Source organism: Robertmurraya phoenicis (genome assembly GCF_047302285.1).
Taxonomy (GTDB): domain Bacteria; phylum Bacillota; class Bacilli; order Bacillales; family Cytobacillaceae; genus Robertmurraya.
In genome coordinates, this window is record NZ_CP154845.1 from 3,758,449 (window position 1) to 3,783,683 (window position 25,235).

Annotated in this window: 27 protein-coding genes and 1 riboswitch; of the genes, 3 read left to right on the top strand and 24 right to left on the bottom strand. The window is 38.6% G+C overall.

Translation table 11 applies throughout. The features are described from left to right. Positions 1-68 precede the first annotated feature (68 nt). From AA0X71_RS18765 to AA0X71_RS18840, 16 genes are all read right to left on the bottom strand, one after another. Positions 69-902: a MetQ/NlpA family ABC transporter substrate-binding protein gene (locus AA0X71_RS18765; RefSeq protein ID WP_413356822.1), complete on the bottom strand. Its 834-nt coding sequence runs from the start codon at positions 900-902 to the stop codon at positions 69-71. A gap of 59 nt (positions 903-961) precedes the next feature. After that, positions 962-1,975: a uroporphyrinogen decarboxylase family protein gene (locus AA0X71_RS18770; RefSeq protein WP_413356823.1), complete on the bottom strand. Its 1,014-nt coding sequence runs from the start codon at positions 1,973-1,975 to the stop codon at positions 962-964. A gap of 22 nt (positions 1,976-1,997) precedes the next feature. Continuing rightward, complete coding sequence (locus tag AA0X71_RS18775; RefSeq protein ID WP_413356824.1) at positions 1,998-2,657, bottom strand: methionine ABC transporter permease; 660 nt, start codon at positions 2,655-2,657, stop codon at positions 1,998-2,000. Next, positions 2,657-3,676, bottom strand: a complete 1,020-nt coding sequence (locus tag AA0X71_RS18780; protein ID WP_413356825.1) for a methionine ABC transporter ATP-binding protein — start codon at positions 3,674-3,676, stop codon at positions 2,657-2,659. The genes AA0X71_RS18775 and AA0X71_RS18780 overlap by 1 nt, the downstream gene beginning before the upstream one ends. Positions 3,677-3,697: 21 nt before the next feature. Then, on the bottom strand, positions 3,698-4,360 hold the full coding sequence (locus tag AA0X71_RS18785) for a GntR family transcriptional regulator (protein ID WP_413356826.1): 663 nt from the start codon (positions 4,358-4,360) through the stop codon (positions 3,698-3,700). Positions 4,361-4,805: 445 nt separating this feature from the next. Next, positions 4,806-5,585, bottom strand: a complete 780-nt coding sequence (srtB, locus tag AA0X71_RS18790) for a class B sortase (RefSeq protein ID WP_413362679.1) — start codon at positions 5,583-5,585, stop codon at positions 4,806-4,808. Between the two features lie 4 nt (positions 5,586-5,589). After that, positions 5,590-6,360 carry an ABC transporter ATP-binding protein gene (locus AA0X71_RS18795; RefSeq protein ID WP_413356827.1) on the bottom strand — a complete coding sequence of 257 codons (771 nt, stop codon included), beginning with the start codon at positions 6,358-6,360 and terminating at the stop codon, positions 5,590-5,592. Continuing rightward, entirely contained in the window at positions 6,350-7,327 is a 978-nt protein-coding gene (locus AA0X71_RS18800; RefSeq protein ID WP_413356828.1) for a FecCD family ABC transporter permease, read from the bottom strand. Before AA0X71_RS18800 ends, AA0X71_RS18795 begins: the two co-directional genes overlap by 11 nt. Further along, entirely contained in the window at positions 7,324-8,244 is a 921-nt protein-coding gene (isdE, locus tag AA0X71_RS18805; RefSeq protein WP_413356829.1) for a heme ABC transporter substrate-binding protein IsdE, read from the bottom strand. Before isdE ends, AA0X71_RS18800 begins: the two co-directional genes overlap by 4 nt. Positions 8,245-8,544: 300 nt before the next feature. Next, entirely contained in the window at positions 8,545-10,254 is a 1,710-nt protein-coding gene (locus tag AA0X71_RS18810; protein ID WP_413356830.1) for an NEAT domain-containing protein, read from the bottom strand. A gap of 32 nt (positions 10,255-10,286) precedes the next feature. After that, positions 10,287-10,922, bottom strand: coding sequence for a heme uptake protein IsdC (gene isdC, locus AA0X71_RS18815; protein WP_413356831.1), 636 nt, complete (start codon positions 10,920-10,922; stop codon positions 10,287-10,289). A 70-nt stretch (positions 10,923-10,992) separates the two neighbouring features. Continuing rightward, a complete protein-coding gene (locus AA0X71_RS18820; protein WP_413356832.1) occupies positions 10,993-11,328 on the bottom strand; it encodes an antibiotic biosynthesis monooxygenase family protein in 336 nt (111 codons plus the stop codon). Continuing rightward, entirely contained in the window at positions 11,325-12,128 is an 804-nt protein-coding gene (locus AA0X71_RS18825; RefSeq protein WP_413362681.1) for an ABC transporter ATP-binding protein, read from the bottom strand. Before AA0X71_RS18825 ends, AA0X71_RS18820 begins: the two co-directional genes overlap by 4 nt. Then, a complete protein-coding gene (locus AA0X71_RS18830; protein WP_413356833.1) occupies positions 12,122-13,174 on the bottom strand; it encodes a FecCD family ABC transporter permease in 1,053 nt (350 codons plus the stop codon). Before AA0X71_RS18830 ends, AA0X71_RS18825 begins: the two co-directional genes overlap by 7 nt. 9 nt (positions 13,175-13,183) lie before the next feature. Continuing rightward, positions 13,184-14,152 carry an ABC transporter substrate-binding protein gene (locus AA0X71_RS18835; protein WP_413356834.1) on the bottom strand — a complete coding sequence of 323 codons (969 nt, stop codon included), beginning with the start codon at positions 14,150-14,152 and terminating at the stop codon, positions 13,184-13,186. Positions 14,153-14,276: 124 nt separating this feature from the next. Further along, complete coding sequence (locus AA0X71_RS18840; protein WP_413356835.1) at positions 14,277-14,465, bottom strand: hypothetical protein; 189 nt, start codon at positions 14,463-14,465, stop codon at positions 14,277-14,279. 219 nt (positions 14,466-14,684) lie between these two features. On the opposite strand from AA0X71_RS18840, the gene AA0X71_RS18845 reads away from it, so the two are divergent. After that, a complete protein-coding gene (locus tag AA0X71_RS18845) occupies positions 14,685-15,146 on the top strand; it encodes a flavodoxin domain-containing protein (RefSeq protein ID WP_413356836.1) in 462 nt (153 codons plus the stop codon). A gap of 96 nt (positions 15,147-15,242) precedes the next feature. On the opposite strand, the gene AA0X71_RS18850 is transcribed toward AA0X71_RS18845, so the two are convergent. Further along, on the bottom strand, positions 15,243-16,085 hold the full coding sequence (locus tag AA0X71_RS18850; protein WP_413356837.1) for a LysR family transcriptional regulator: 843 nt from the start codon (positions 16,083-16,085) through the stop codon (positions 15,243-15,245). 128 nt (positions 16,086-16,213) lie between these two features. Here AA0X71_RS18850 and AA0X71_RS18855 point away from each other — a divergent pair, with 128 nt between their 5' ends. Next, on the top strand, positions 16,214-17,128 hold the full coding sequence (locus tag AA0X71_RS18855) for an alpha/beta fold hydrolase (RefSeq protein WP_413356838.1): 915 nt from the start codon (positions 16,214-16,216) through the stop codon (positions 17,126-17,128). Positions 17,129-17,405: 277 nt separating this feature from the next. Here the strand turns inward: AA0X71_RS18855 and dhaM are convergent, their stop codons facing one another. The 6 genes from dhaM to AA0X71_RS18885 form a co-directional block, all read right to left on the bottom strand. Continuing rightward, positions 17,406-17,783 (bottom strand): dihydroxyacetone kinase phosphoryl donor subunit DhaM, encoded by a 378-nt coding sequence (gene dhaM / locus AA0X71_RS18860; RefSeq protein WP_413356839.1) that lies wholly within the window; start codon positions 17,781-17,783, stop codon positions 17,406-17,408. A 4-nt stretch (positions 17,784-17,787) separates the two neighbouring features. Further along, positions 17,788-18,408 (bottom strand): dihydroxyacetone kinase subunit DhaL, encoded by a 621-nt coding sequence (gene dhaL / locus AA0X71_RS18865; protein WP_413356840.1) that lies wholly within the window; start codon positions 18,406-18,408, stop codon positions 17,788-17,790. 26 nt (positions 18,409-18,434) lie between these two features. Next, entirely contained in the window at positions 18,435-19,424 is a 990-nt protein-coding gene (gene dhaK, locus AA0X71_RS18870; protein ID WP_413356841.1) for a dihydroxyacetone kinase subunit DhaK, read from the bottom strand. A gap of 249 nt (positions 19,425-19,673) precedes the next feature. Next, positions 19,674-21,413 carry an adenine deaminase gene (ade, locus tag AA0X71_RS18875; protein WP_413356842.1) on the bottom strand — a complete coding sequence of 580 codons (1,740 nt, stop codon included), beginning with the start codon at positions 21,411-21,413 and terminating at the stop codon, positions 19,674-19,676. 120 nt (positions 21,414-21,533) lie between these two features. Beyond that, a riboswitch (purine riboswitch) is annotated at positions 21,534-21,635 on the bottom strand. 89 nt (positions 21,636-21,724) lie between these two features. Then, positions 21,725-22,435, bottom strand: coding sequence for a GNAT family N-acetyltransferase (locus AA0X71_RS18880; protein WP_413356843.1), 711 nt, complete (start codon positions 22,433-22,435; stop codon positions 21,725-21,727). A gap of 193 nt (positions 22,436-22,628) precedes the next feature. Continuing rightward, positions 22,629-23,483: an AAA family ATPase gene (locus AA0X71_RS18885; RefSeq protein WP_413356844.1), complete on the bottom strand. Its 855-nt coding sequence runs from the start codon at positions 23,481-23,483 to the stop codon at positions 22,629-22,631. A gap of 239 nt (positions 23,484-23,722) precedes the next feature. Here AA0X71_RS18885 and AA0X71_RS18890 point away from each other — a divergent pair, with 239 nt between their 5' ends. Beyond that, positions 23,723-23,968, top strand: a complete 246-nt coding sequence (locus tag AA0X71_RS18890) for a hypothetical protein (protein ID WP_413356845.1) — start codon at positions 23,723-23,725, stop codon at positions 23,966-23,968. Between the two features lie 359 nt (positions 23,969-24,327). On the opposite strand, the gene AA0X71_RS18895 is transcribed toward AA0X71_RS18890, so the two are convergent. After that, on the bottom strand, positions 24,328-24,990 hold the full coding sequence (locus AA0X71_RS18895; RefSeq protein ID WP_413356846.1) for a hypothetical protein: 663 nt from the start codon (positions 24,988-24,990) through the stop codon (positions 24,328-24,330). Positions 24,991-25,235: the final 245 nt, after the last annotated feature.

Consider the following 25,235-nt stretch of genomic DNA (forward strand, 5'->3'; position numbering starts at 1 on the left):
AACCTCCTACATTTTTCAAAATAGAAATAAGTAGGGACAGCGACGCCCCCACTTATTACAATCAAATTTTAATTATTTTCCCAAGCTTCTGGTAAAATAAATCCATCATATTTTTCTTGTGATAAAATAAATTCTTCAAACTCAGGCGATTCATAAGCCGCTTTAACATCCTTCGCCCATTGCGTATCTAAGTCTTCCTCTAATATCGATACGATAATACGATGCTCTTCTGGCGTATTTTCAATTTTTAAGGCATCAGATATTTTCAAACCAGCATCGGCAATATAATTCCCATTCACCACACCAAAATCAACATCTTTTAGTGATACTAAAATTTGGGCAGGATCTAGTACTTGTAACTTAATATCATAATCAGCTGGTGATACACTATTCAAATTGAAGTCTGTTGTTCCAGCATCAGCAGCAATCGATACCCAACCAAGTTCTTCCATGATTCGCACCGCACGTTCTTGGTTAACTGGATCATTAGGAATAGCTACGGTTGAGCCATCTTTAACCGCATCAAGAGAATCATGATTTTCGGAACGTAAACTTTGTGGCGCACCTGGAGAAAATGCTAGACGAGCCATCTTAATTCCTAATTCTTCATTAATCCCTTCCATATAAGCAGTACTTTGGAACACACTAGCATCAATTGCTCCCTCAGCCATCGCTGGGTTTACTTGCATATTTTGTGAGAAAACTTTCACTTCGACATTGTAGCCTTTTTCTTCTAAAATCGGTAATATTCCATTGCGGAATTGCTCCTCATAAGTCCCGACCCCAAAACCAAATACAAGGTCTTTTTTCTCTTCACCACTAGCACCACTGGACTTATCACTTCCACAAGCAGCTAAAAACAACACAGTAAACAATACGAAAATTGATAAAAGTTTCTTCATTATAATCCCCTTCTTTTTCTACTTTTTTTATATTGGTAAATCATCATACCCACTAAAAATTACAAAACACTGTTTCGTAACGTATTTAACGCCCCTTCTGTCGCTTTCACAGAAACAGCACAGTTTGGCACTAATAAAAAGGATTGACCATCCATGATTTCTAACGCCTTTTTTGCTTGTTGCTCAATTAAAGCATCGTTGGTCCCATCAAAAATTTCGTGATCCACACCGGCCACTTTCGTTTTTTCTAATTGAAGCTCTAACCCTGGATTCCCTTCTGCTTCCGTATCCCAGCTAATCCCTTCAACCGGATAATCATCAAATCGGGCAGGCTGTGCATGAGCACCACATGTGTGCAGGATTCGTTTACCTTTTTTCATCGCATTTAAGACAATTAAATCATATGGACGTGAAAATTCATTAAAGGTCGCTTCATCAAATAATTGTGGATGAGCTGTACCAGTGACTGCGTAGAATAACCCATCTACTCCGACCGCTTCTAATGCCTCCACATATTTCGCCATTGTCACAGCAATCGCATGTAATGCTTGGTGTACACCCGTACGTTCAGCCATTAATAGTTTTTTAAAATCAACAGGTTCTTCACTTCCATACATCGTTTGATTGACATATGAAGAATTTCCTGTTAAAAACATTAAAATTGTTAATGGGGAAAACATCGTTTGATTAATGGGTGTTTCTGGTAACCCTTCTCGAATTAATCGTACGGCATCGAGTTGTTCCTGAAGTGGTGCAGATGTTGCTACATCAACTTCTTTCACATTCCAAACATCCGCAAAATTTTGAATGATTGCATGACTTTGTCTTGGAAACACCCAACGATAATCCTTGAAATCATATTGATTGCCAAAAGCTTCTGCTAAATATGTAGCTCGTGGATTAATCTTAATCCAGTCCCAGTCATATTTTTTCGCAAAATCAATCGTCGCTTCCGCTAAATCCGTTGCTGATTGCTCTTTGTCTAAAAAATGATGCCAACCACTTACAATCGAACGATCTGATTTTTCACCGTTTAATATTTGTTCAAATCGTTGTTTTTTCGAGATACTCATAAACTTTTAGGCTCCTTTATTTCTAATCTTTTCTTGCTTTTCGGGCTAATACGTTACCGCTTGATTGGATGATTTGTACAAAAATAACAAGAATAATAACGGTAGACACCATCGCAAATGTATCGAAACGTTGGTAACCATAAACAATGGCTAAGTCACCAACCCCACCGCCACCGACAGTTCCTGCCATGGCAGTAGCACCAATTAATCCAATTGTTGCTGTCGTGATTGATAGAATAAGTGAGCCAAATGCTTCCGGTAACAAAAAGTACCAAATAATTTGGAATGGCGTTGCTCCCATCGATTCAGCTGCTTCGATAATCCCAGGGTTAACTTCTAGCAATGAATTTTCTATTAATCTCGCAATAAATGGCGATATAAAAATGATTAGTGGAACAATGGCCGCATTCGTTCCAATCGATGTTCCCACGATCATCCGTGTGAACGGAATGATCGCCACCATTAGGATGATAAATGGCAATGAACGAACAACATTAATAATCGGATTCAAAATCGAATAGAAGATTTTATTTTCTACAATCCCACCTGGACGTGTTACAACCAGAGCAATTCCTAGCGGGATCCCAATCAATGAACCCACTAAAAGCGACATTCCGACCATATATAGCGTATCGATACTTGCTTGCAAGAATTGATCTAACGTAATGACGGTTTCAAACATTATTCGACGACCTCCTCAATACCCGCACCTTTTTCTCCTAAAAATTGTAAGGTTTTCTCAATGGCAGATGAGTCTCCTCCAATTTGCATGTACATAATAACCAGTGTAGTCTCTTGAATTTCAGTCATATTGGCAAAGAGGATGTTCACCTCAACGTCATGATTTTTCATTATTTGCTGAACAATCGGTTCGGAAGCAACTTCCCCTTTTACCTCGACTCGGTACGTTTTACTATTTTCCGACTTCTTTAACGAGCGCTTCACACTTTCTGGAATACTATTATGGATGACTGTTTTCACAAAATTCTTCGTTGTGGGGTGCTTCGGATGTCCGAATACATCTAAGACAGAACCTTGCTCAATGATTTCTCCCGCCTCCATCACGGCCACTCGATTACACACTTCCTGGATCACAGACATTTCATGGGTGATAATCATAATCGTAATGTTATATTCCTTATTCACTCGTTTCAGTAGCTGCAAGATTGATTGTGTTGTTTGAGGATCAAGTGCCGATGTTGCCTCATCACAAAGTAATATTTTCGGATTCGACGCCAGTGCTCGCGCAATGCCTACCCGCTGTTTTTGCCCACCAGATAGCTCTTTGGGATAACTTTGCGCCTTTTCACTTAACCCAACGAAATCAAGTAATTCCATCACTCGTTTCTTAATTTCGGCTTTTGGTCTTTTCGTTAACACAAGTGGGATAGCAACATTATCAAAAATCGTCTTTGATTCTAGTAAATTAAAATGCTGAAAGATCATCCCTATCTGTTTTTTCATTGCCCGTAATTGACTGTCTGATAGATTGCCCAACACTTGCCCATCAACTTTTACTTGTCCTCCAGTTGGACGTTCTAGATAATTTACAAGTCGGACCAATGTACTTTTTCCAGCACCACTATAGCCAATCACGCCGAAAATATCCCCTTCTTCGACCTTTAAATCAATCCCCTTCAGAGCTTCTGTCGTCACATTTTTCCGTTTATATGTCTTGTAAACACTCTTCATTTCAATCATTGTTATACCGCCTCACTTTGCTTATCTATCTTTATCTTCAATTCGTTTGATAACATCATGTAAGCTACTTAGAATGTGATTTTGCATAGCTTTTTCTGCAGATACTCCATCTTTATTTTTGATACTCTGGAGAATGAGGTTATGCTCCTCATCAGCTTGATCATTCCATTTCCCATACATCGAGACGAAATGACAATAGCGATTTGCATGATCTTTAATCATATTAAGAACCCGAACGGACGTTTTTAGGCCACTTATTTTGGCTAAATAATCATGAAATTCATTTCCATATGAGACAAATTCCTGACCATAACCTAAGTGAAAAGATTGACGTAGCTTCTCCAAGATTTCTGTAAGAGTCTCGATATCGTGCTTCGTCGCATTATTAGCAGCATTTTTCGCAATGCTCCCTTCTAGCATGCTACGAATCATAAAAATTTCTTCTACTTCCTCTTTTGTAATGGAAGCAACTTTTAATCTTCCATTCGGCTTTCTTACAAGGAACTCTTCCATTTCTAACATTTGAACTGCTTGGCGAAGTGGTGTCCGACTTATCTCCAACATATTCGCTAATTCTTCTTCTCGAACAACTTGATCTGGCTTTAATTCACCATAAATGATTTTTTGTTTAACTTGTGAATAAGCAACATCTTTCGATAATCGGCGTTTTTGGATTAAGCTCATTTCTTCTCCCCCATTGAAAGCCCGATTGCACTTTAAGCGTCGAATAAACAGTGAAAACGAGATGTATTTTAGTCTCGAAAAATAATTGTATAATTGTATACAATTTTTGAATTTAAAAATATATAGCCATTTTTAAAGTCTTTTTTAGCGAATTTGATTAATATAAATCCCTAATAGGCTATGAGCAGATACTGCTTTAAAAATTACGAAAATTCTATTTAGTTGCAAGGTAACTTAACAATATTTTTTCTTATATGTACAAACCGAGAATCATCACTTTATACTTTTATCATTAAATCATTAATAATTCCTATGAGTTTAATCGGTTTAAAGGATTATAAGCAATACTATACCATATAATGGGGAATATTCAATAAATAGTTCTTGAAATGAAAGAAGAAATGTGAAGAATTGGTGAAATAATAAAAAAAACGCGGGGACGATTCTAGTGTAACCGTCCCTCTCTGTTTTCCGTAATTATGGCATGAACGACCAATCTTCCCTCATCTGAATCCAACGAATAGTCGCAAGTGGAAAGAGTTAAGATCGTCGAGTCTGCTGTTAATTCTAGTCCTGTTGGATAAAGCGATTTTTCCTGCAAGGTTTTTAGAAAATTGGCATAGTCTTCATCACTGGAAAAGTCGGTTTGAATATAATTAAAATCAGTCGTCGTGCGATAGACAGAAAAGACCTCTACTTGATAGCTTTTATTTAAGGTTTCAAATACAATCTCCGGATTTTCCGCAAAAATATCCCCATCCAACCATTTTTTTAAATCAGCAAACATTGTTCCATTTTTCATTCGATGTCCATAGAGAATGAAATTTTTTTCTTCTCCCGCAATATCATTTCTGTAATCCATAAAAATACTTCCAGCTCGATTGTTTTCATGCTGATAATTTTGTTCCAGATAGTACTCATTATCCTTTGCCTGTAAAATCGGATAATCAATATTTGTTCCATCTATTTTGATCCAGCCGATAATGTCAGAATTAATCGCTAATAATGGTTGGAACTGCTCTCGGTTGTCTCCAGCACTTGATGCGATTGTTGCATGATATAAATCTTTCGCTTCCTCGATTACTTTTTTATTTTCAAAATGGTCGATAAGATATGAACCTAGATGAATAGCTGAATAAAGAAACAAGCCAATGAAAAATGAAGTGATGATGAAATCCAAAACCCTCTTCTTTTTTGAAGGACTGACTGCTCTCTCCCTTCTCATCGGATCAAATTCCTGTTGGAATGACGTAAAGGCCAATTTCTTTATCCTCCTTAATCAGCACATCCACATCATAGATTTGTTTCATCATTTCTTCTGAAATCACTTCTGTCGGCAGCCCTGACTTTATAATCCTACCTTCTTTCATCGCAATGATCTGATCACTATAGCGAATCGCTTGATTAATATCATGCAGCACCATAACAATCGTTAACTGATGATCTTTATTCAAATGCTTAATCAACTCGAGGATTTCAAATTGAAAATGAATATCTAAATACGTCGTCGGTTCATCTAAAAACAGAATTGGAGTCTTTTGTGCCAGTGAAATAGCAATCCAAACTCTCTGTTTCTCCCCACCAGATAACTCCGATAATGTCTTATCTCGCATAGCTTGTAAATTTGTCGCAGTGATCGCCCATTCGACGGCTTCTCGGTCTTCATTTCTTTCCTTTGAGAAAATCGTTTTATGAGGAAGTCGGCCAAAGCCGATTAATTTCTCAACCGTAATATCTGACGGAGCTTCATTTTGTTGATGAACGACTGCTAATTTTTGTGCGAATTCCTTTAATTTATACTCACCTAATTCCTTTCCATCTACGACCACCTGTCCCGAATATGGCTGATGATTTTTGACTAGAATCCCTAGTAAAGTTGATTTTCCACAACCATTTGGACCAATAACCGTCGTTATTTTTCCTGGTCGAATCTGGCAGTCGATTCCATGTATAATCGTTGTTTTTTTATCATATGAAAAGGTTAATTGGCTAACTTCCATAGACTTTATCACTCTTTCTCAACAAGTAAATTAGAAATGGTCCACCGATGACAGCCATTATAATAGAAGCAGGGATTTCGTTCGGATAAAAGACGGTCCTACCTAGTGTATCAGCTAGTAAAAGCACAAAAGCACCTGCAAGAATGGAAAATGGTATCAATACTTTATGATCACTTCCAACAATAAATCTTGAAATATGTGGGACCAACAGACCGACAAACGCGATCACACCAGCAACTGAAGTAGCTGCAGCTGCTAAAAGAACGGCAACCGCTGAGACGAAAATACGCAAATAGGTAATATTAAAGCCTAAGTTTTGGGCTGTTTTATCTTGCAAGGCTAATACGTTACACCAGACAGCTAAAAAGAGGGAAATGATTAATCCGATGGAACCATATGTGGCAATGATCTCCACCTCATTCCACGTCTTCAATGATAAAGTCGACACGGTGGAATGAGTCAGGCTTGAATAACCAAAAAAATAAATAAATGATTGGTTTAACCCTGAAAATGCCGCATTAAGTGCTACCCCTACTAAAATCATCCGAATCGGATTAAGGCCCGTCTTCCATGAAAGGGAATAAACTAAAAAACAAGTAATAGCACCCCCGAAAAAAGCAAACAACGGAGACCAAAAAAATAAAATCGGAAACAGATTGACAACAAGTAAATAGACAAATTGGCCTCCAGCAGAAATTCCAATAATTCCAGCCTCCGCTAAAGGGTTTTTCATAACAGCCTGTAATAAAAGTCCGGAGACCGCTAACGTGGCTCCAGTCAATAAAGCGACAATGATTCGTGGAAACCGTAAATCCTTAATAATATCTACTTTTTCATTATTTCCAGAGATTAAGCCCTGAATGAGTTCCGTTACAGTCACTGAAATACTTCCAGAAATCGCGGCATAGAGGATGACAATGATTAGGATAACAATAATCGTGCTAAAGCTAATGAACTGTTTTTTCAATTTGATAACTTCCTTTTATCTGATGATGATTCCTCATACAGCATGTGCTTCAATTCTTCAATTGCTTCTTTTACACCAAGACTTGCTGTCGTCCCAAAAATCTCTTCTTTCAAATCATAAACTCGGCCATTTTGTACGGCATTAAAGTGCTTCCAAATATCATTTTCACGAAACTCTTGATCAAACATTTCAACCACTTCTTCAGGCATCCCGTGTGCTGCACGTAATATGACATCAGGGTTCGCCTGCTGCAAATATTCTGTATTGGAGGCAACGTATTCAACCTCTTCACCTTGAACGATATTGACTCCACCTAGAAGTTTTACTAGATCACCGATATATGAATTTTCCGTTGCAACTAAATAGCTTCCTGGGATCCCCAATAAAATAAGAACCGTTGGCCTTTCCTCGACCTCCACCTCTGCCTGGACGTCAGCCACTTTATCTTCAATTTCCGCAACGATTTGTTCTGCCTGTTCTTCTCGTTCGAATTTCATCCCCAACTCTTCAATCGTACCTAGCATATTGTCAACCGTGTTGAGATTTAAAAAGGAAGCATCAATATTCGCCTCTTCATAAACGGGCTTCAAATCATACTCAAGTGTGGAAACATTCAACACATCAGTTGGTTTTAAATATTTGATGATTTCAAGATCTGGTGTTTTCACAAAACCAACTTCCGTTTTCCCTGCATATCTTTCTGGCAATGTTTTCTCTGTTGTTGGGATTCCGACTAAATCGATCTCTAGGGCATCAATGATTTCCGTGATCGCAACGGTCGTTGAGACAATTCGATATTTATCATCTGACTTTTCTTTATTGATCGCTGATGGCAAAGAAGAATTGAGTTGAGGAGTACAAGCAGAAAGGAACAAAAGCAATGAAAAGGATAGATAATAAAAAAAGTGATGCTTCATATGTTCTTCAACCCCTTTCCCCTTATTAGAATTGCAGTTTACAAGAGAAAAGCATCTTTGACCTTTAACTAAGGCTCTTTTCGCAACCATTGTTGCTATTTAGTCATAGATAGGAGAATAAAGCCCTATTATTACTCGTTAAATTAGTATCAAGTAGCGAAAAGTGCCGCGCAAAAATAATGTGTGTTCTAAAACCTCATTTGAGGGGTAAATGTCGGCCTGTGGACATTTACGAAAAAACCACAATCATTATGAAAGCAGCGCTAGCTAAAGATCAAAGATGACATGAATCCCTTAAGTCTATTCTGAAACTCGTATTCTTCTAAACCTGAACCAAATATACGTTCCAGACATAACAAGTAGGAGGATAGACAAGATCCAATTTGTCGTATCACCTGTCTTCGGGTTTGGTCCAGCTGTTGATTGAACTTTATTGGTTGGGAGTGTTGGATATTTTAAACGATCATCGTCATCATTAGGAGATTGGTTGTTGTTTCCAGACTGCTGATTGTTCCCTGGTGGATTATGATTGTCTCCTTGATTATTGTCCCCAGGTTGGTTTCCATCATCTGGTTGATCATCATCATCTGACGGATCTTTATCTCCTATAGGCTTTTTCGAATCTGGGTCAAATTGAATTTGTACAGTATAGTCGTTATCATAGTTAATCTCTGGAATCGTAACCTTTGTGAAAGCATTGATTTTTGCCGAAAGGTCTTCAACTTCAAATTTCACCGTGCGCGTGTCTGCCTCCTGATCTTCACTAACGACTTCTGCGTCCTTCATTTCTCCCGCGCCCTCTGTTTGAAAGGCTTTAATCCAACTACTATTCTTTAACGTTAAATACATCATATTTTTACCATCCTCGATTGAAAGGAGTGCCGGCTTTTCAGTATAACCATCCATAACAGATATACTGTCTGTTCCGTCTTTAAAAATCGTAAAGTCAATCGTATATTTTTCTATCTCAGTTTCAGGCTGACCTTCGTCATCCTGTTCTTCTTCTGGGGTTGTTCCGTCATTTTCATCTGGATCAGCATCACTATTGCTTGCTAAAACAATTCGGAAAGGTTGGGTATTTTTATACACATCGCCATTTGGCATCGGCACTTCCATGGAAACCTGGGCATTAATCGGTTCCTCTAAGCTAGTAAGCTCAAAATCTATGATTTCATATTCACTATTGGCACTCACCCATGTTTCATCTTCCTTTTGCAGCTCTAAGCCCGTGACATATTCTTTGCCTGACTCTGTTAAAGCGATACTTAAATAATACTTTCCAGCCTTTTCTTTTATCGTTGCTGGTTTTACAAAACGATTGTCCATCGAGGAAGGATTCTCGTTATCGGCGCGAATCGCAGAATAGTCGACTGTATAGACTTTTTCTTCTTCTGGAGTCGAACCATCTGGATCCTCTGTTTCAGTTCCATCATCACCTTGATCTGGATTTGTTCCATCTTCATCCGATTCTGTTCCATCATTTTCCCCTGGTTCTGAGCCGTCATTTGCGCCTTCATCATCATTCGGATTCTCAACATTTACCGCTGTTAAGGTGTCTGGAAAGAACTCAATATCCACATCATACCAATTGTCATAGCCTGGAATCATCGGTACTACAACATGTGTTTTTGCTTGTAAGAGCGTTGTTAAATCTGGCACAGCAAACTCTACGGTTCGCAACTTATTATCTTCATCCTCGTTTATAACAGTTGCATCAACATAGCTTCCATCTTGTTGAATTTGGAAAGCTTGGATCATATCGGCATTATTGAAGGTAACTTGCATCTTCAATTGTCCATCTTCGACAAATACCTTTGCTGGTTTGTTTGTGTAACCATCCATGACCGAAGCCGACTTTGTACCATCTTTATAAACAATAAAATCAATTGTGTATTCTCCATTTGCTAGATCCATATTTTCTGCTGCGGACGCAAAGCTTGGAAGAAAAGTAGCGACAATCATTAAAATAGCTGCGAAAACAGTAACAAGTTTATTCCTTTTTATCCTCATTTTATCTTCTTACCTCCATAGTGCGATTCATTTTAGACATTCGTTTTTCTTCTTTTTAAAACGAGAAAGGCAGTTGACATCACTAGAATGATAGCCAACATGAATACATTCGTGCTGTCATTCGTTTTTGGGTTTGCTACCGTTTTTGACTTATTTTGATCCGTTGATGAATTATCTGTCTGATTCGCTGAACCCGTTTGTCCCTTTGTTTCATTGGTCTTAGAATCAGTGGCCGCTGTCACATTACTAGCATCAAAAGCAAAGCGAACTGTATAGTGATTGTCATAATTCATATCATCAATCTTGATATGCATGTTTGATTGGAGAGGCTGTGATAAATCCGCCACTTTAAACTCCATTATTCTTTTATCATTCGCGGGATCCTCACTAATCACGGTTGGCGTCACTCCGCCAATTTGTACACTTTGAATCCAGCTACTATTTTTGACACTCATTTGAATCTTCATTTCCCCATTCTGAACAAGCAACTTCACTGGCTTTAAAAAGTAGTCATTGGCCATTGAAGCGGAGTCCGAGTCTGCTTTTAAGACCGTATATGGAACCGAATATTCTCCATCTGCATACGGACTAGCTGCAAATCCAGCCGGCACGAAGAAAAATATCAAAATGGAAAATAAAACGATACTACTGAAACACTTTTTCATCATTTCTATCTAATCCTTTCTCAATATTCTGAATCGAATAGATAAAAATCATCTTCCTTTTTCAGAAATGTAGTTATGAAAGTTCTACTTTTTTCTTTACAGCATCTGAATAGCCTTCAACAAGAACAGAATAAAAGGCTAATTTAGATTCAATAATAGATTCAGAACGAATCCCAGCATGAGCAATTTTAAATAGATCACTCGTCGCCCATTGATTATGCGCCTTTTGCGATTCCCATTTTGACCATACAACGACTTCCTCAACATCATCCTCTGTTAATCTTGTTTGCAAAAAGTTTAATTCAATCAAACCTGGTACATTATTAATATCTTTTAAATGGTCAAAGCTTTTGGCTAATTCTTCCCCATAGCCCTTTTTAACTTTAATGGTGTTGGTAATTACGATCATTTCTGAACACTCCATTCTCTATTTGTTTTTTGAACTAATCCACTTGGCGCACACATCGGTATATTTTCATCCACATGAATTTTTGCTTCAATGGAAAAGACTTCACGAAAAAACGCAGCATCATAGACATCGATCGGCTTTCCTTGCTTCACCACCTTTCCATTTTTCATCGCGATAATTCGATCACTATATTTGGCCGCTTGATTTAAATCATGGAGCACCATGATAATCGTTATCCCGAGATCTTTATTTAATTCTTTTAATAGCTCCATCACCTCCAATTGATGAGAGATGTCGAGATAACTCGTAGGCTCATCCAATAACAGCGTATTAGGTGTTTGGGCAATCGCCATCGCAATCCAAGCTCGCTGTCTTTCCCCACCTGATAATGTTTGGAGAGAACGGTTTTGCAAGGAAACGAGATTGGTCACCTCCAATGCCCAATCAATGTACCGGTCTTGCTCCTTGTTATAATCCTCAAACCATTTTAGATAGGGTCTTCTCCCATTCTTGATCAGGTCCCTCACGGTCATATCAAGATGATGATCATGGATTTGAGGCAGCATCGTTAATTTCTGCGCAACCACTTTATCTTTTAACGAGTGGATGTTCTCTCCTTCAAGAAAGACAGTCCCCTTATTAGGTTTTAGCAGTCTTGAAAGAATGCGCAATGCTGTCGACTTTCCAGAGCCATTCGGGCCAATAATACTAACCATTTCCCCCTGCCCAAACGACAGTGACAAATCGGTAATGCACTCCATTTCTGTATAGCGAAAATTAAGATGCTCTGCTTTTAAGATACTTTCCACCCTTTCAGCCCTCCTTTCAAAAGGTATAAAAAGAATGGAGCTCCGAGCATGGCTAGTAAAATTCCTACAGGAAGTTCAAGTGGATCAAACCAACTTCTCGATATCGTGTCTGCAAGCACGACGAGAAAGGCACCACCGATAGCCGAAATCGGTAATAAATACTTATAATCATTGCCGATCAGCATTCTCACCATATGCGGTACTACTAGCCCGACAAACGTAATGAGTCCTGCGACACTAACCGCTGCGCCAGCTAAAAAAGTCGATAGCAGGATGAGAAAGAGCCGGCTTCTTTCCACTTTATTTCCAAGTAATTTAGCAACATCATCTCCCAACATCAATGTATTTGCGTGCTTGATGGCAAAGACAGAGAGGATGATTCCGATCATCGCGTACGGCCAGATGATCTGAAAATGCTGCCAGCTTCTTCCGCTCAATCCTCCAACTAGCCATGGGAGAACGGATTGCACTTGATCACTGTAAAGCAGCATAATAAAGCTCATGATTGCACCTAATAACGAATTAATGGCGACTCCGGCTAGAATCATGCGAACTGGAGAGAGTCCTCGTTCCCAAGCAACTAAGTAAATAATGACCGTTGCAGCAAACGCTCCGACAAAAGCTCCAATGGGCAGGAGGTGAATGAAACGTGGAAAAAGAATCATCATCACTACCGCAACCAAACCAGCTCCTGCTGAAACCCCGATAACACCTGGATCAGCCAAAGGATTTTTCATCACGCCTTGTAACAAAGCACCTGCTATTGATAAACAAGCTCCAACCAATAATCCAATGAGCACGCGAGGCAATCGGATATCCCAGATAATCTGCCTTTCTGTTGTATCGCTATCATGAATGAGTGCTTCCCACACTTGTGAAATGGGAATCTTAAGCGATCCTTCGATTAGCCCATACAAAACACTAAAAAAAGCAAGGAGGATGAGCACAATAAGCACCGCCACTCGTTTTATCCATCTCGGGTCTTTTTGTGGCGTTTTCACATCAATCTTGTCTAATTTCGGCTCACCCACAAACATCACCGCCTTCTAACTACTCACTTCAACTAGACTATTTTTGATAAACTCAAGAGCCTCCCCAATTCGAGGACCTGGGTTTGAACTAAATAATGCAGGCGGTAAAAAAACCAATTGATCATCCTTAATCGCATTGACATTTTCCCAAGCTGCATTTGCTTTTAATTCGGCGGCGAACCGTTCTTTCACAGCGTCAATTTCACCATGGGTAATAAAATAAATCACATCTGGATTTGCTTTAATAATCCGTTCTAATGGCATCTGTGCATAGTCTGGATAGCCATCAATGCTCGGAAATTGCTGAGCAATGTTTGTACCGCCAGCCATTTCTAGCAAACTACCAGTGAGCGAAGATGGTAAAGCGACCATAAATGTATCTGTCGTCCCATAAATGATTAAGGCATTCACTTCATTCGGAAGTGGATTTGCGAGAATTTGAGTTTTCTTCTGTTCCAATGATTGAATGAGTGCTTCGGCCTCCCTCTCTTTATTTAGGATCACGCCATACATGTTGATCGTCTCTAAAATCACGTCATAGCTTTTACTATTCGTCAGGATCGTTTCAATGCCAAAAGATTCGATCGTACTCACATCTTTTGCATTCAATCCTGAATGGCCGATCACTAAATCAGGTTTTAAACTAAGCATTTTTTCAAAATTGACATCATGAGTATTGCCGATTTCTGGTAGTTTTCCAAGCTCCTCTGAGATCGTCTTTTCGTCAACATTTGGTCGTGCGACTACATCACCCCCTAAGGCATGAACGATTTCCATATCTCCAGAGACAAGAGAAACAATTCTTTGGGGCGGCTCCGTAAACCGAACTTCCCGGTTTGCATGGTCCACCACCATCGTTCCTGTGTGTTCTTCTGCCTTCACACCCACCTCTTTATTTGTGGCACCACAACTTGCAAGTAATGGGATGAGGGCAGACAATATAAGCACTGTGAATAGATGTTTTTTAAGCATAGGTATGTACAAACGATTCCTCCTTTCCAAACCATCTTTGCAACGAATAACACATTTCACGAAATTTTTAACAAATAAAAAATCCTCCCAAAACATGTCAAATGTTTTAGAAGGATTCACCCACAGAATCGCCTTCTCATATTCGATGCTCACTCTGCCAATCAAGCACAAATCGGTATTGCTTTCCACAATGTATAATCACTTCTTTTTGCCCTTTCTTTAAAAGTTTCATTTCCAATTTAAACTCACCGTAGCCGTCATGATTGAGTAAATTGTAATAGATTTCATGGACCTTTTCTAGCACTTCACTATCCTTATTGCTCATGTATGCATCCCCCTTCGCTAAATATGTTCTAGGAAAATCTTACCTCATACATAAATATAGATGATAATGATTTTCATTGTCAATTATATTTTCACTACTTTTACAATTTTTTTCAATCTCCTAATCAAGCTTTTAAAAAAAGAATTGACAATCTCTGTTCTGATGTTAAACTTCTAACTGATAATGATTATCAATTATTATAAAAGAAGGAGACCGAAAATGCCAACTATTTTGCTACTTTTTCATAGTTTATCAGGAAATACAAAGAAGATTGCTGACTGCCTTGAAATGGCATTAAGAGAAAATCAAATTCAAGTGATTAAAAAAGCAATGGCTGATTGTACTTTAGAAAATATAAAACGATTTGATACGATTATTTTAGGGAGCTACACATGGGGAAAAGGAGAACTACCGAAAGCATGCCAAAGATTGTTCGAAGAAATTGCCGATCTCGATCTATCCTCTAAATCTTTTGCAATCTTTGGTTCTGGGGATTCTTCTCATGAGGTGTTTTGCGCTGCAGTCGATCTTCTAGAAGCAAGAATTAACGAAAAAAACGGTCATCTTCTCACAAAAAGCTTAAAAATGGAGCTTGCGCCAACAAGCGAAGCGGACCTCCAACAATGCCAGCATTTCGCCGAGCACATTAGCCAAGCATTAACACAGCTTCGTCATGTGTAAATCGAAAACGGGGAAAACGTAGGGACGGTTCTCGTGTTTTACCGTGAAACACCGGAACCGTCCCTCTGTTTTTCTGTGTTTTTCTGTATTTCTGTTTTACTGTTTTACCAAACGTAAAAAAGCAAGGTAAGCTTGGTCAAGATAAATGTCTTTTCGGTGGATAAAACTGAAATCGACTGTTTGCTCGTCAGGAGGAAGTGTATGAACCGTGAGCGTTCCTGCTTTGATTTGCTGGCTAGCAAGGGCTTTGGGGAGAATCGCCATCCCGAGACCTGCCTCGATGCAATGCAAAATCGCTTCCAAGGTACTGAGCTCCAACTGGTTGCCTGGAGAAATTTGCTTTCTCTCAAGCCAGTGGTCGAGTCTTGTTTTATACGGACAATGAAGACGTGTCAATATATTTTTAGCACTGAGCTCAATGTCTTGCTTTGCATTTGAAATAATCACGAGCTCCCCTTGAAATATTGGAATGACTTCCAGCCGGTTGTCTGCAATCGGTCCAATGACAAAAGCTCCGTCAAGCTTATGTGCAAGCACATCTTGAACGAGCTGAGTAGTTAACGCGACGCGCAATGATAGCTCGACATTCGGAAATTTCTCATTATAATTCACCAACAACTTTGGCAATAGTGTCGCAGCGGCTGTTTCATTTGTGCCTAGAGTAAGTGAGCCATGAGGTTGCTCTGAGTCCTGGATCGCTTTTTTTGTTTCATTGACAAGCAACAAAATTTCCTCGGCTTGTTTTAATAATAATTTTCCCTTTCCCGTCAAACTGATGCCGCGTGGGTGACGATAAAATAGCTGGGTGTTTAGCTCCGTCTCCAGCTTTTTCATTCTTGCCGTCACATTCGATTGGACATAGTTTAGCCGTTCCGCTGTTTTTGTGATGTTTTGTTCAGCAGCGAGCGTTTTGAAAATAAGCAGATCCTTAAAATCCATCTTTGACTCTCCTTCACAACAATCATCAAAATAAGTGATTAAATTATTCAAATATAATCATTTTTAATTATATATTAAAAGAGTTAGACTGTACTAAGCAAACTATTAATTTGAAAGGTGATTAGAAAATGAATGAGTGGCAAAATCTTCAACAAGCAGGACTTACTAAGCAATATGCAACAGTAAACGGTATTCGGATTCATTATGTGGAAGCAGGAAATGAGCATCATCAAACCGTCGTCCTTTTACATGGCTTCCCGCAAAGCTGGCTGATGTGGCGTTATCTCCTACCTGAATTAATAAAACGCTATCATGTCATTGCTGTTGACTTAAGGGGCTATGGCGATTCGGAGAAACCTGCGGGAATCAGCGGCTATGATAAAGGAACGATGGCGCGTGACGTTTACGAATTGCTTACTTCAATGGGGATTCAAAAAATCGCACTCATTGGCCATGACCGCGGCGCACGGGTGGCAAGACGATTTGCCCTAGATTATTCTGATACAGTCGCTGCACTTAGCCTTATAGATATTCTTCCGATGGAATTGATTTATGATCAGCTTTCTGTTTCCGACGCTGCAAAAAAATATTGGCACTGGACATTCCAACTAGTACCTAACTTGCCTGAAGCGTTAATTGAAGGGCGCGAAGATGTTTATCTTCAGTTTTTATTTAACCGCAGCCCTGAACTGCTCGAGAAATTGAAGAGAGAAGGAGTTTGGCAGGAATACCTCCGAGTCTGGAAGGAGCCTGGCGGTTATCAAGCTACGCTTCATGATTATCGCGCCACTTATGAAGTCGATTTACCAAAGTATCGGGCTGAGCGTCAAGTTCAACGAAAACTGACACAGCCTTGCCTGTTATTATGGGGAGAAAACGGTAATTTAGCTAACCTACCCGTTCTTGATTACTGGAAAGAAGTGGCAACAACCATAAGCGGAAAAGCAATTGCCAACTGTGGTCATTACGTACCCGAGGAACAGCCCGAAGCCGTACTGAAAGAGCTATTTCCATTTTTGGAAGAAATGCAGGGACGGTTCTAATGTTTCACCGAGATACATGAAACAAGATTTGGAAACCGCTATATGTTTCCAAATCTTGTTTTAGCAGTTACAAATGTAAAAAAGAAACATTCTCTTTTTCAGGAAAGAACCATGTTTTTTTTGATAGTTTCTCCATCAGTCAATTCCACATGCTCTGATAAACGATTAAACTCATGGTTTGAATTAATAATTTGGGCAAGATTTACTTTGTTGAACTCAATCACCGTTACACTCATTCCTTTTAATTTTGAAACAGTAGAACCGTCCCGCTGTTTTTCTATTCTTTCGTAAGCTTTTGTAAAGATTGTTCAATTTCTGCTAACGATTTGCCAATACTAGATTCAACCGCTGCAACGTATGCCCCTTCTACTAATGGTGCTTTAGCGACTTTAACATTTTCATAACCGCAAAGTTCTATCGCAAGCTCCGCATTCATCCGCGCACTGCCCAAATCATAGAATAAGAGGACACCTTTTTCACTATAAGTTTGCGTGATCGCATGGTTAATCTTTTCGACACTTGTACCGATCTCATCATCGTCTGTTCCACCAGCGATTTCAAGTGGAACATTATGAACGACCTGTTGAATAATTTCCTGTATACCTGCTACCACTTTTGAGCTATGGGAAATAAGAACAATACCGACATTTGACATATCATTATTCCCCTTCCTGTAACACTTCTGCTAAAGAAGCGAATAAATAGTAAGAGGATACGGAACCTGGATCAAGATGGCCGATTGAACGTTCTTTTAAGTAAGCTGCACGTCCCTTTTTCGCCATTACTTCTTTAGTAGACTCCATCGCATTTTTGGCTACTTCCTCTAATTGATGACCTTCTATACCAGTATGTTCCTTTAAAAAATTTACAACTGGGGTCCATACGTCTACAAGGGTTTTATCACCTAATTGAGCTTTTCCTCTTTGAAGAATACCGTTAAGTGCCTCTTCAAGGGCATCTTCTAAAGCTTGCTTATCAATTGGCTCCTTCCCTTTTACAGCCATAGACATTTTTAAAAAGGCTGTACCATACAGTGGTCCTGAGGCTCCGCCTACTTTAGATAAAAGCGTCATCGCCACATCTTTTAATAAATCCGATACAGAATTGTAAGATGTAGCGCTTGTTTTGCTCATTACTTCTTGAAAACCACGGGACATATTAATCCCGTGATCTCCATCGCCAATTGCTTGATCTAGTGAAGTTAAGTACTCTTTATTCCTTTGAATCTTTTCATTTGTTTTTTCCAGCCAATTTAAGACTTGTTGAACAGCTAATTTCATTGCCTATTCCTCCTGTTCATTAGATGCTAAAAAGCTGGGGATTTGGACTCTGCATCAAGCAGTTCTTTTAATTCCTCATCAAGTTTTAAGAGGGTTACAGAGCATCCAGCCATTTCTAAACTAGTCATATATTCACCAACAAAGGTTTGATAAATTTGGATACCCTTTTCCTTTAAGATTTCGTTTACTTTTCCGTTCACGATATATAGTTCCATTTCTGGTGTAGAACCAAGTCCATTTATCATAACCGCTACTTCATCACCAATAGATAGATTCATATCATCTAACACTTTTTGCGTTAACTCTGTAGCTATTTCATCTGCAGTCGCAATTACTTTTCGTTCTGTTCCTGGTTCTCCGTGAATTCCCATTCCTACTTCCATTTCATTTTCGGCAAGTTCAAAGCTTGGTTTTCCAGCAGCAGGAACCGTACATGGACTCAATGCCATTCCCATTGAACGAACATTTGCTACCACTTTTTCCGCAACTGTCTTTACGTCTTGTAATGACCCGCCAGCCTGTGCTTTTGCACCTGCCATTTTATGAACAAAAATAGTACCTGCAATTCCACGACGTCCAGTAGTAAAGGAACTATCCTCTACCGCAACATCATCATTCACGATAACGTGCTCCACTTCAATTCCTTCTGCTTGTGCTAATTCTGCTGCCATCTCAAAGTTCATGACATCTCCAGTGTAGTTTTTAATAACTAAAAATACACCTGCACCGCCATCTACTGCTTTAATGGCTTCAAAAATTTGGTCAGGAGTTGGGGAAGTAAACACCTCACCACAAACAGCCGCATCTAACATCCCTTCACCTACATAACCGACATGCGCAGGCTCATGTCCACTACCTCCACCACTAACTAATCCAACTTTTCCAGTTACTGGGGCATCTTTCCGTACAATTACGGTAGTATTTGGAACCAGTTTGAAGCTACTTGGATATGCCGCCACTAAACCTTTCAGCATATCTTGTACTACTAAATCAGGGTCGTTAATAATCTTTTTCATCATGATCCTCTCCTTTGATAACTTCACGAAAAAGTTACCATATTTTATGAAAAATAACCCTCCACAAGCTTCATTCTATTACAAAAATAATGATAGAACTACTTTAAAAATCTAACTTTTATGAAATATAGGTGAACTTTATTTTTTGGAAAAACGCGGGGACGGTTCTGGAAAACGCGGGGACGGTTCTGGTGTTTCACCATGAAACACCAGAACCGTCCCTCTGTTTTTAGAACCGTCCCTCTGTTTTTAAAGGTTCACTGATACTGGGACAAATTCGAATTTTGTCACGTCAACAAGTCCTAAATCGGTGATTTTTAACTTTGGAATCACAGCTAAGGACATGAAACCTAAAGTCATGATTGGATCGACATTCTCTGCAATTCCCAATACTTCACGAGCCACTTTATTGACGTTGCTTTGTTGTTCAACGACTTCTTCTCCAGAGAGATTACTCATCAGTCCACCTACCGGTAAGGCCATGCTACAAATAACTTCACCGTTGTTGACTAAGACCACCCCACCGTCTTGTTTTTTCAGACTCTCTACGGCCACTGCCATGTCTTCATCATTCGTTCCCGTCACAATCAAGTTATGGGAATCATGGGCAATAGATATCCCAATGGCACCTGTTTTAATTCCATAGTCCTTCAATAAACCAACGAATACATTCCCCGTGTTCTTATGTCGCTCAATAACGGCAATTTTTGAAATTCTCTTCTCCGGATTGAACACAAATTCTCCTAGCTTATCGCGTTCCACATCAATGATCGCTTCGTTAGTCAATGCTTCCGTTTGAATCACTTCAATCGCCCTTGCTTTATTGGTTTCTAATTTAAGTCGAAGCTTCTCTTTTGTAAAATCGCCGATATGGACACTAGATTGAACAGCAGAAATATCTGCTCTTGTAATCGGGAAAATATACTTTCCTTCTTTAGCGACAAGCTTACCATCAATATAGGTTTGTTCTACAACCAGCTTTTCCAGATCACTGAAAATAACCAAATCGGCTTTTAATCCAGGGGCAACAGCTCCTCGATCATCAAGTTGACAGCATTGTGCTGTATTAAGGGTAGCCATTTGAATCGCTTGGATCGGGTCCACCTCTTCTTCAACACAAATACGTATGGCATTGTCTAAATGCCCTTTTTCTAAAATCGTTTTTGCTTGAACATCATCCCCACATAACACGCAGCGGCGAGCGTTTTGAGGCGTAACCCCTTTTAGCAATGTGCGTAAATTCTGAGTAACAGATCCTTCTCTTAGAAAGACATACATCCCACGTGAAATACGGGCTTGCATCTCTTCAATAGTCGAACATTCATGGTCGTTCTCCACTCCTGCCGCAATGTAGGCGTTAAGCTCTTTTCCACTTACCATCGGACTGTGTCCATCGATTCGTTTCTTTAGATTTTTTGCTACAAGAAGCTTGTCTAAGACACTGTCCTCGGCCCCAATCACACCAGGGAAATCCATAAATTCAGCTAGTCCCTCAGCCAGTCTTTCCTCTAGTGGTGCCACCATATCCGAAGCCGTTAATACCGCTCCTGCATTCTCCATATTCGTTGCCGGCACACAGGAAGGGAGCATGTATTGAATGTCTAACGCCGTATGTTTTGCCGCTTCTGTCATATATTCCAACCCTTTAAGCCCTGCAACATTGACGATTTCATGTGGGTCGGCCATGACCGTCGTCGTTCCATGAGGGACAAGCAAACGACCAAATTCTTCCGGAGTCACATAAGAAGATTCGACATGAATATGCGGGTCAATAAAACCTGGTGCGATATACTTCCCCTTTATATCAACAACCTCATTCCCCTCATATATCTCCCCAATCCCAGCGATTTTCCCTGCTACAATCGCCACATCTCCAGTCAAAATCGTTCCTTGATAGACATCCACGATCTTCCCATTTTTCAAAACTAAATCTGCTGGTTTTCGCCCTGCAGCTACATCAATTAGGTGTGCCAATTCGCTCTTTTTCATCTTGTTTTCCCCCTATGTCCGTAAAATAAAAAAATCGAAGAACCAAAACTCCTTCATCTATGAGGAGCAAGTTCTTCGATGTATATGTCGAAAAAGAATAGGTTACAGACTATGAATCTATTCCTATTCATTGCTTCTCATAGTCAGTTCATTTACGGTGAACCGGTAGAAACTCGCAAGCCATATCCTTGCTATTATATGAGTGAACTTTATGTAGTTTTAGAATAAGTTGTATTATAGCATGGTTTTCTTGAAATTCAACAGAAATGAGATACTCTAGACAAGGGTTTACTGACAACTGAGCTTTTATTTTATTCCCCACTAGCATGAACTTTCAATCTTTTCACCATATAATCATAAGTATGACCATTAATCTGTATCTCTTTATCTTCTTGATAACCTATACGATTGTATAATTTTTTTGCATATCGATTATTCTTAGCGACGTTGAGAGATATTCGTTCATATCCCTTCTGTAGTGCTAATTCTTCAGCCTTCCACAGCAATTTTGTCCCAATTCCATAGCCTTGAAACTTCGGTGAGACAGAAACCGTATCAATATATAAATCGCCAACATCCGCCTCTTGGTCAAAGAAAATGTTCTGATCCCTTGTTTTTCTTCTTAAACGTTCAAGTAGAGGTTTGTCCAATTGTGAGGCAGCTGCTCCAGAATATGTCAAGATAATTCCCGTGACCTCATCAAAAACTTCCGCAATCCATACATTTTGATAACTAACACGATTGTTTTCTTCTCGAAAAAAGTTTGAGAGGGTCTTACGAATATTTTCCACCTTTGTTTGACCTGTTAACCGCTCTGCAATATCTCCAATCGCAAGATGAATTAGCTCTACCACTTCTTTAGAATCTTTTTTGATAGCTTGTCTAAACTTCAACTCTTTCGGGATAATTTCTTCCCAGCGAAGTCCAAATGTTGCACCGCCATCTGTGTAGCCAGCGATAAAATAAAATTCATCGGTCATATCATCTTCAAAATCATCACGCTTGAATCTTTTCTTTTTCATTATTACACTCCGATTCATATATGCTTCTATTTATTATAGTAAAATTCAAAAGTTAGCTAGTTTTTCTAACTTTTGAATTTTAATTATTTCTTATGTCATTCTCTCTGACTAACCATAAGCAATTTAAGTCCGGTCAAAGTTATGAACCCGCAAGACTGTTTTTTAAGGGGACATTATTTGCTCATAAAAAACCTCAAAATTCGTTTTCATGACTTTTGAAAAAATCATAGTATGTCCGGACATTTTCTAATTCCGTCCAGCGTCTCACCTTAACAGGAGTTTCATCAAGATTATATATTTTTGCCTCCTTCATGGATAACAGAAATGGAGAATGTGTTGATATAATAAACTGACAGCCAAAAAACCGGGCAGAGTCTTCAATAAATTTCATCAATTCCATTTGGCGTTTTGGAGAAAGACTATTTTCTGGCTCATCCAAAATATACAATCCATTTTCGCCAATCTTTTCGATGAAATACTTAAACGCACTTTCCCCATTCGAATATTCCCTCACATTATCCATCAATTCATTTCTAACAAAACGAGACTGTGTTTTGCTTCTAGCTGTGTTTACTTTAACTAACTGCTCGTAATCTGCCATTGATTTCATCTGAAAATGGGAATACTTCGCATCCAAATACTCTTCAAAAAGTTCTTCCCGTTTTTGGTCAATTCCCTCATTGAGATTCCGGATATTCAACATGTAATCAAATACATCATCACTCGTAATAATCCTGCTATTTTCAGGAATATTCGTTTTAAGCTGCATCTCGCACATATTGACATAATCAGGATAGAAATTAGATTTATTATAGATAGAATCTCGTTTGATTCCTGTCTTTTCTGCTATCACATTTAATGCAGTAGATTTTCCTGAACCATTTCCACCATATAAAATCGTCACTGGTTCAAATACAATCGAGTCAAAGCCATTTCTTGATAAAATCTTAAATGGATAATACGAGTCATAGCACGTTCTTTTTATATCCATGAAAAAGTCAAATTCCTTATCCGCATTCGGAAATGAAAAATCATGTAAATAAACCATACTTTCCTCCTTAACAATTGAATCTCATTTCTTCCATTATAATAAAGATTAGATTGACTTTGCGAAAAAATCACTAGATTAGAGCCAATTTTGTCTCATCACTCGTAATATCAGCTGTTAATGCATAATTACCACTATTATAATGAGCAATACGCTAAAGGCATTACATTGAATATTTCGTATGAGGATCGTTACTCCAATTTCTCCAATAAAACAAAAAAGAATTTCGGTTTGAGTTATTGAATCTAGAGGGTACATTTGAAATCAAGCATCATATCGTCAATCGTGAACATGGTAGTGCCTACGATAACGAGCTTAAATTAGGTAAAATGGGAGTCCATTCTGCTGAGGAGATACATTATTTGAAGAATATTTCTGTGCCCAAATTGGAAATTCAGCAAGTGATCGCTGATGGGAAACTATACGTAGAAGCAGAACTTGAGCCTTATGAGATCAGACTGATCAAATTGAATCGGATGGTTTAGATCTTGAGAAATAGTATTTAGTTCATTATGTAAATCCTATTTAAAGAAAAATCGGTTCCCTTCTTAATAGAACACAACAAAGAGCTCACGAATGTTGATATATCAGCACTTGTGAGCTTTTTTGAGTTTTAAAGATACTGGTGGTCGGGGTCGAACCGACACTCCAGAAGGAACACGATTTTGAGTCGCATTTTTAGGCGATAGGAAAAGAAAGTCAATAGGAACAAGGGTTAGAGTCGAATTTTCCGCTCTTTCTCTTTTAACCCCGCACACGATTCGATACCTTTGCGTGCTTAATGAGTATATTCGCTATTTTTTCTCATTTTCCTTCATTTTCTTATCTTGCTTTTATTCCTGCTTTATTCTAATGATTTTTTCAATTGTAATTCTGAAATCAACTTACTGATCTGCTTTAATTTATATTTTCGTGTGAATTCACGATTACTATAGACAAAAGATGCAACGATTATAATCGTACCTATAATCATTATATAAAGTGCTAATAATGACTGAGCTAACGCACTATTACCATCTGCCATTTGTTTAAAGCTATACGAAAGCAATCCAGTTATTAATACTGCAATTATCAATTGCCTTATGGTATTAATGAACGGAAATGATTTATTTCCCTCTGTTTCATCGATTTCCTTATTAACTAATGTATCCAATAATGCATAATGTTCTACTTCAATTATGCCTAACTTATCTTTCAATAAATTTTCTACTTTTTGAAGTTTGTGTTTTTCTAACTCCATTATTCCACCGTATTTCTTGTTAATCGTTCTTTTCTGAATGAAGCTTCCCCAAACTATTGAACCAACAAAAACAATGATGGATGTAATCATTATTAAGATTCTTGAAGGAATAGTGTTTATTATAAATACTACATAAAAGCAAGTTGCTGAAATGAGTAAAAGAATCAATGAAATTATTATTAGTCTGCTTCTTTTAAAAGTATCCTTGATCCTATGCCACAGCCCAAAATTTTCGTTATACACTCTAATCAATTCACTAATATACATTGTTACTCCTCTCAAATTCCGCTACTATATAGCATACATTTTTTTTATTGAATAGTTACTCGATAATCGTTTTTATTACTTTTCATCGTAAAATAATTACTCCAACCCTTCGAGCTGTTGTAAAAGTAATCTATTTAGATTTTGGTAAACAATATCCCTCAAACCTCTTATGTCTAAAAATTCTTCAAACTTTTTATATACGCTTGGTAAATCCTCTGGGATGTAACCGTCAAGTAGTTTTGAAC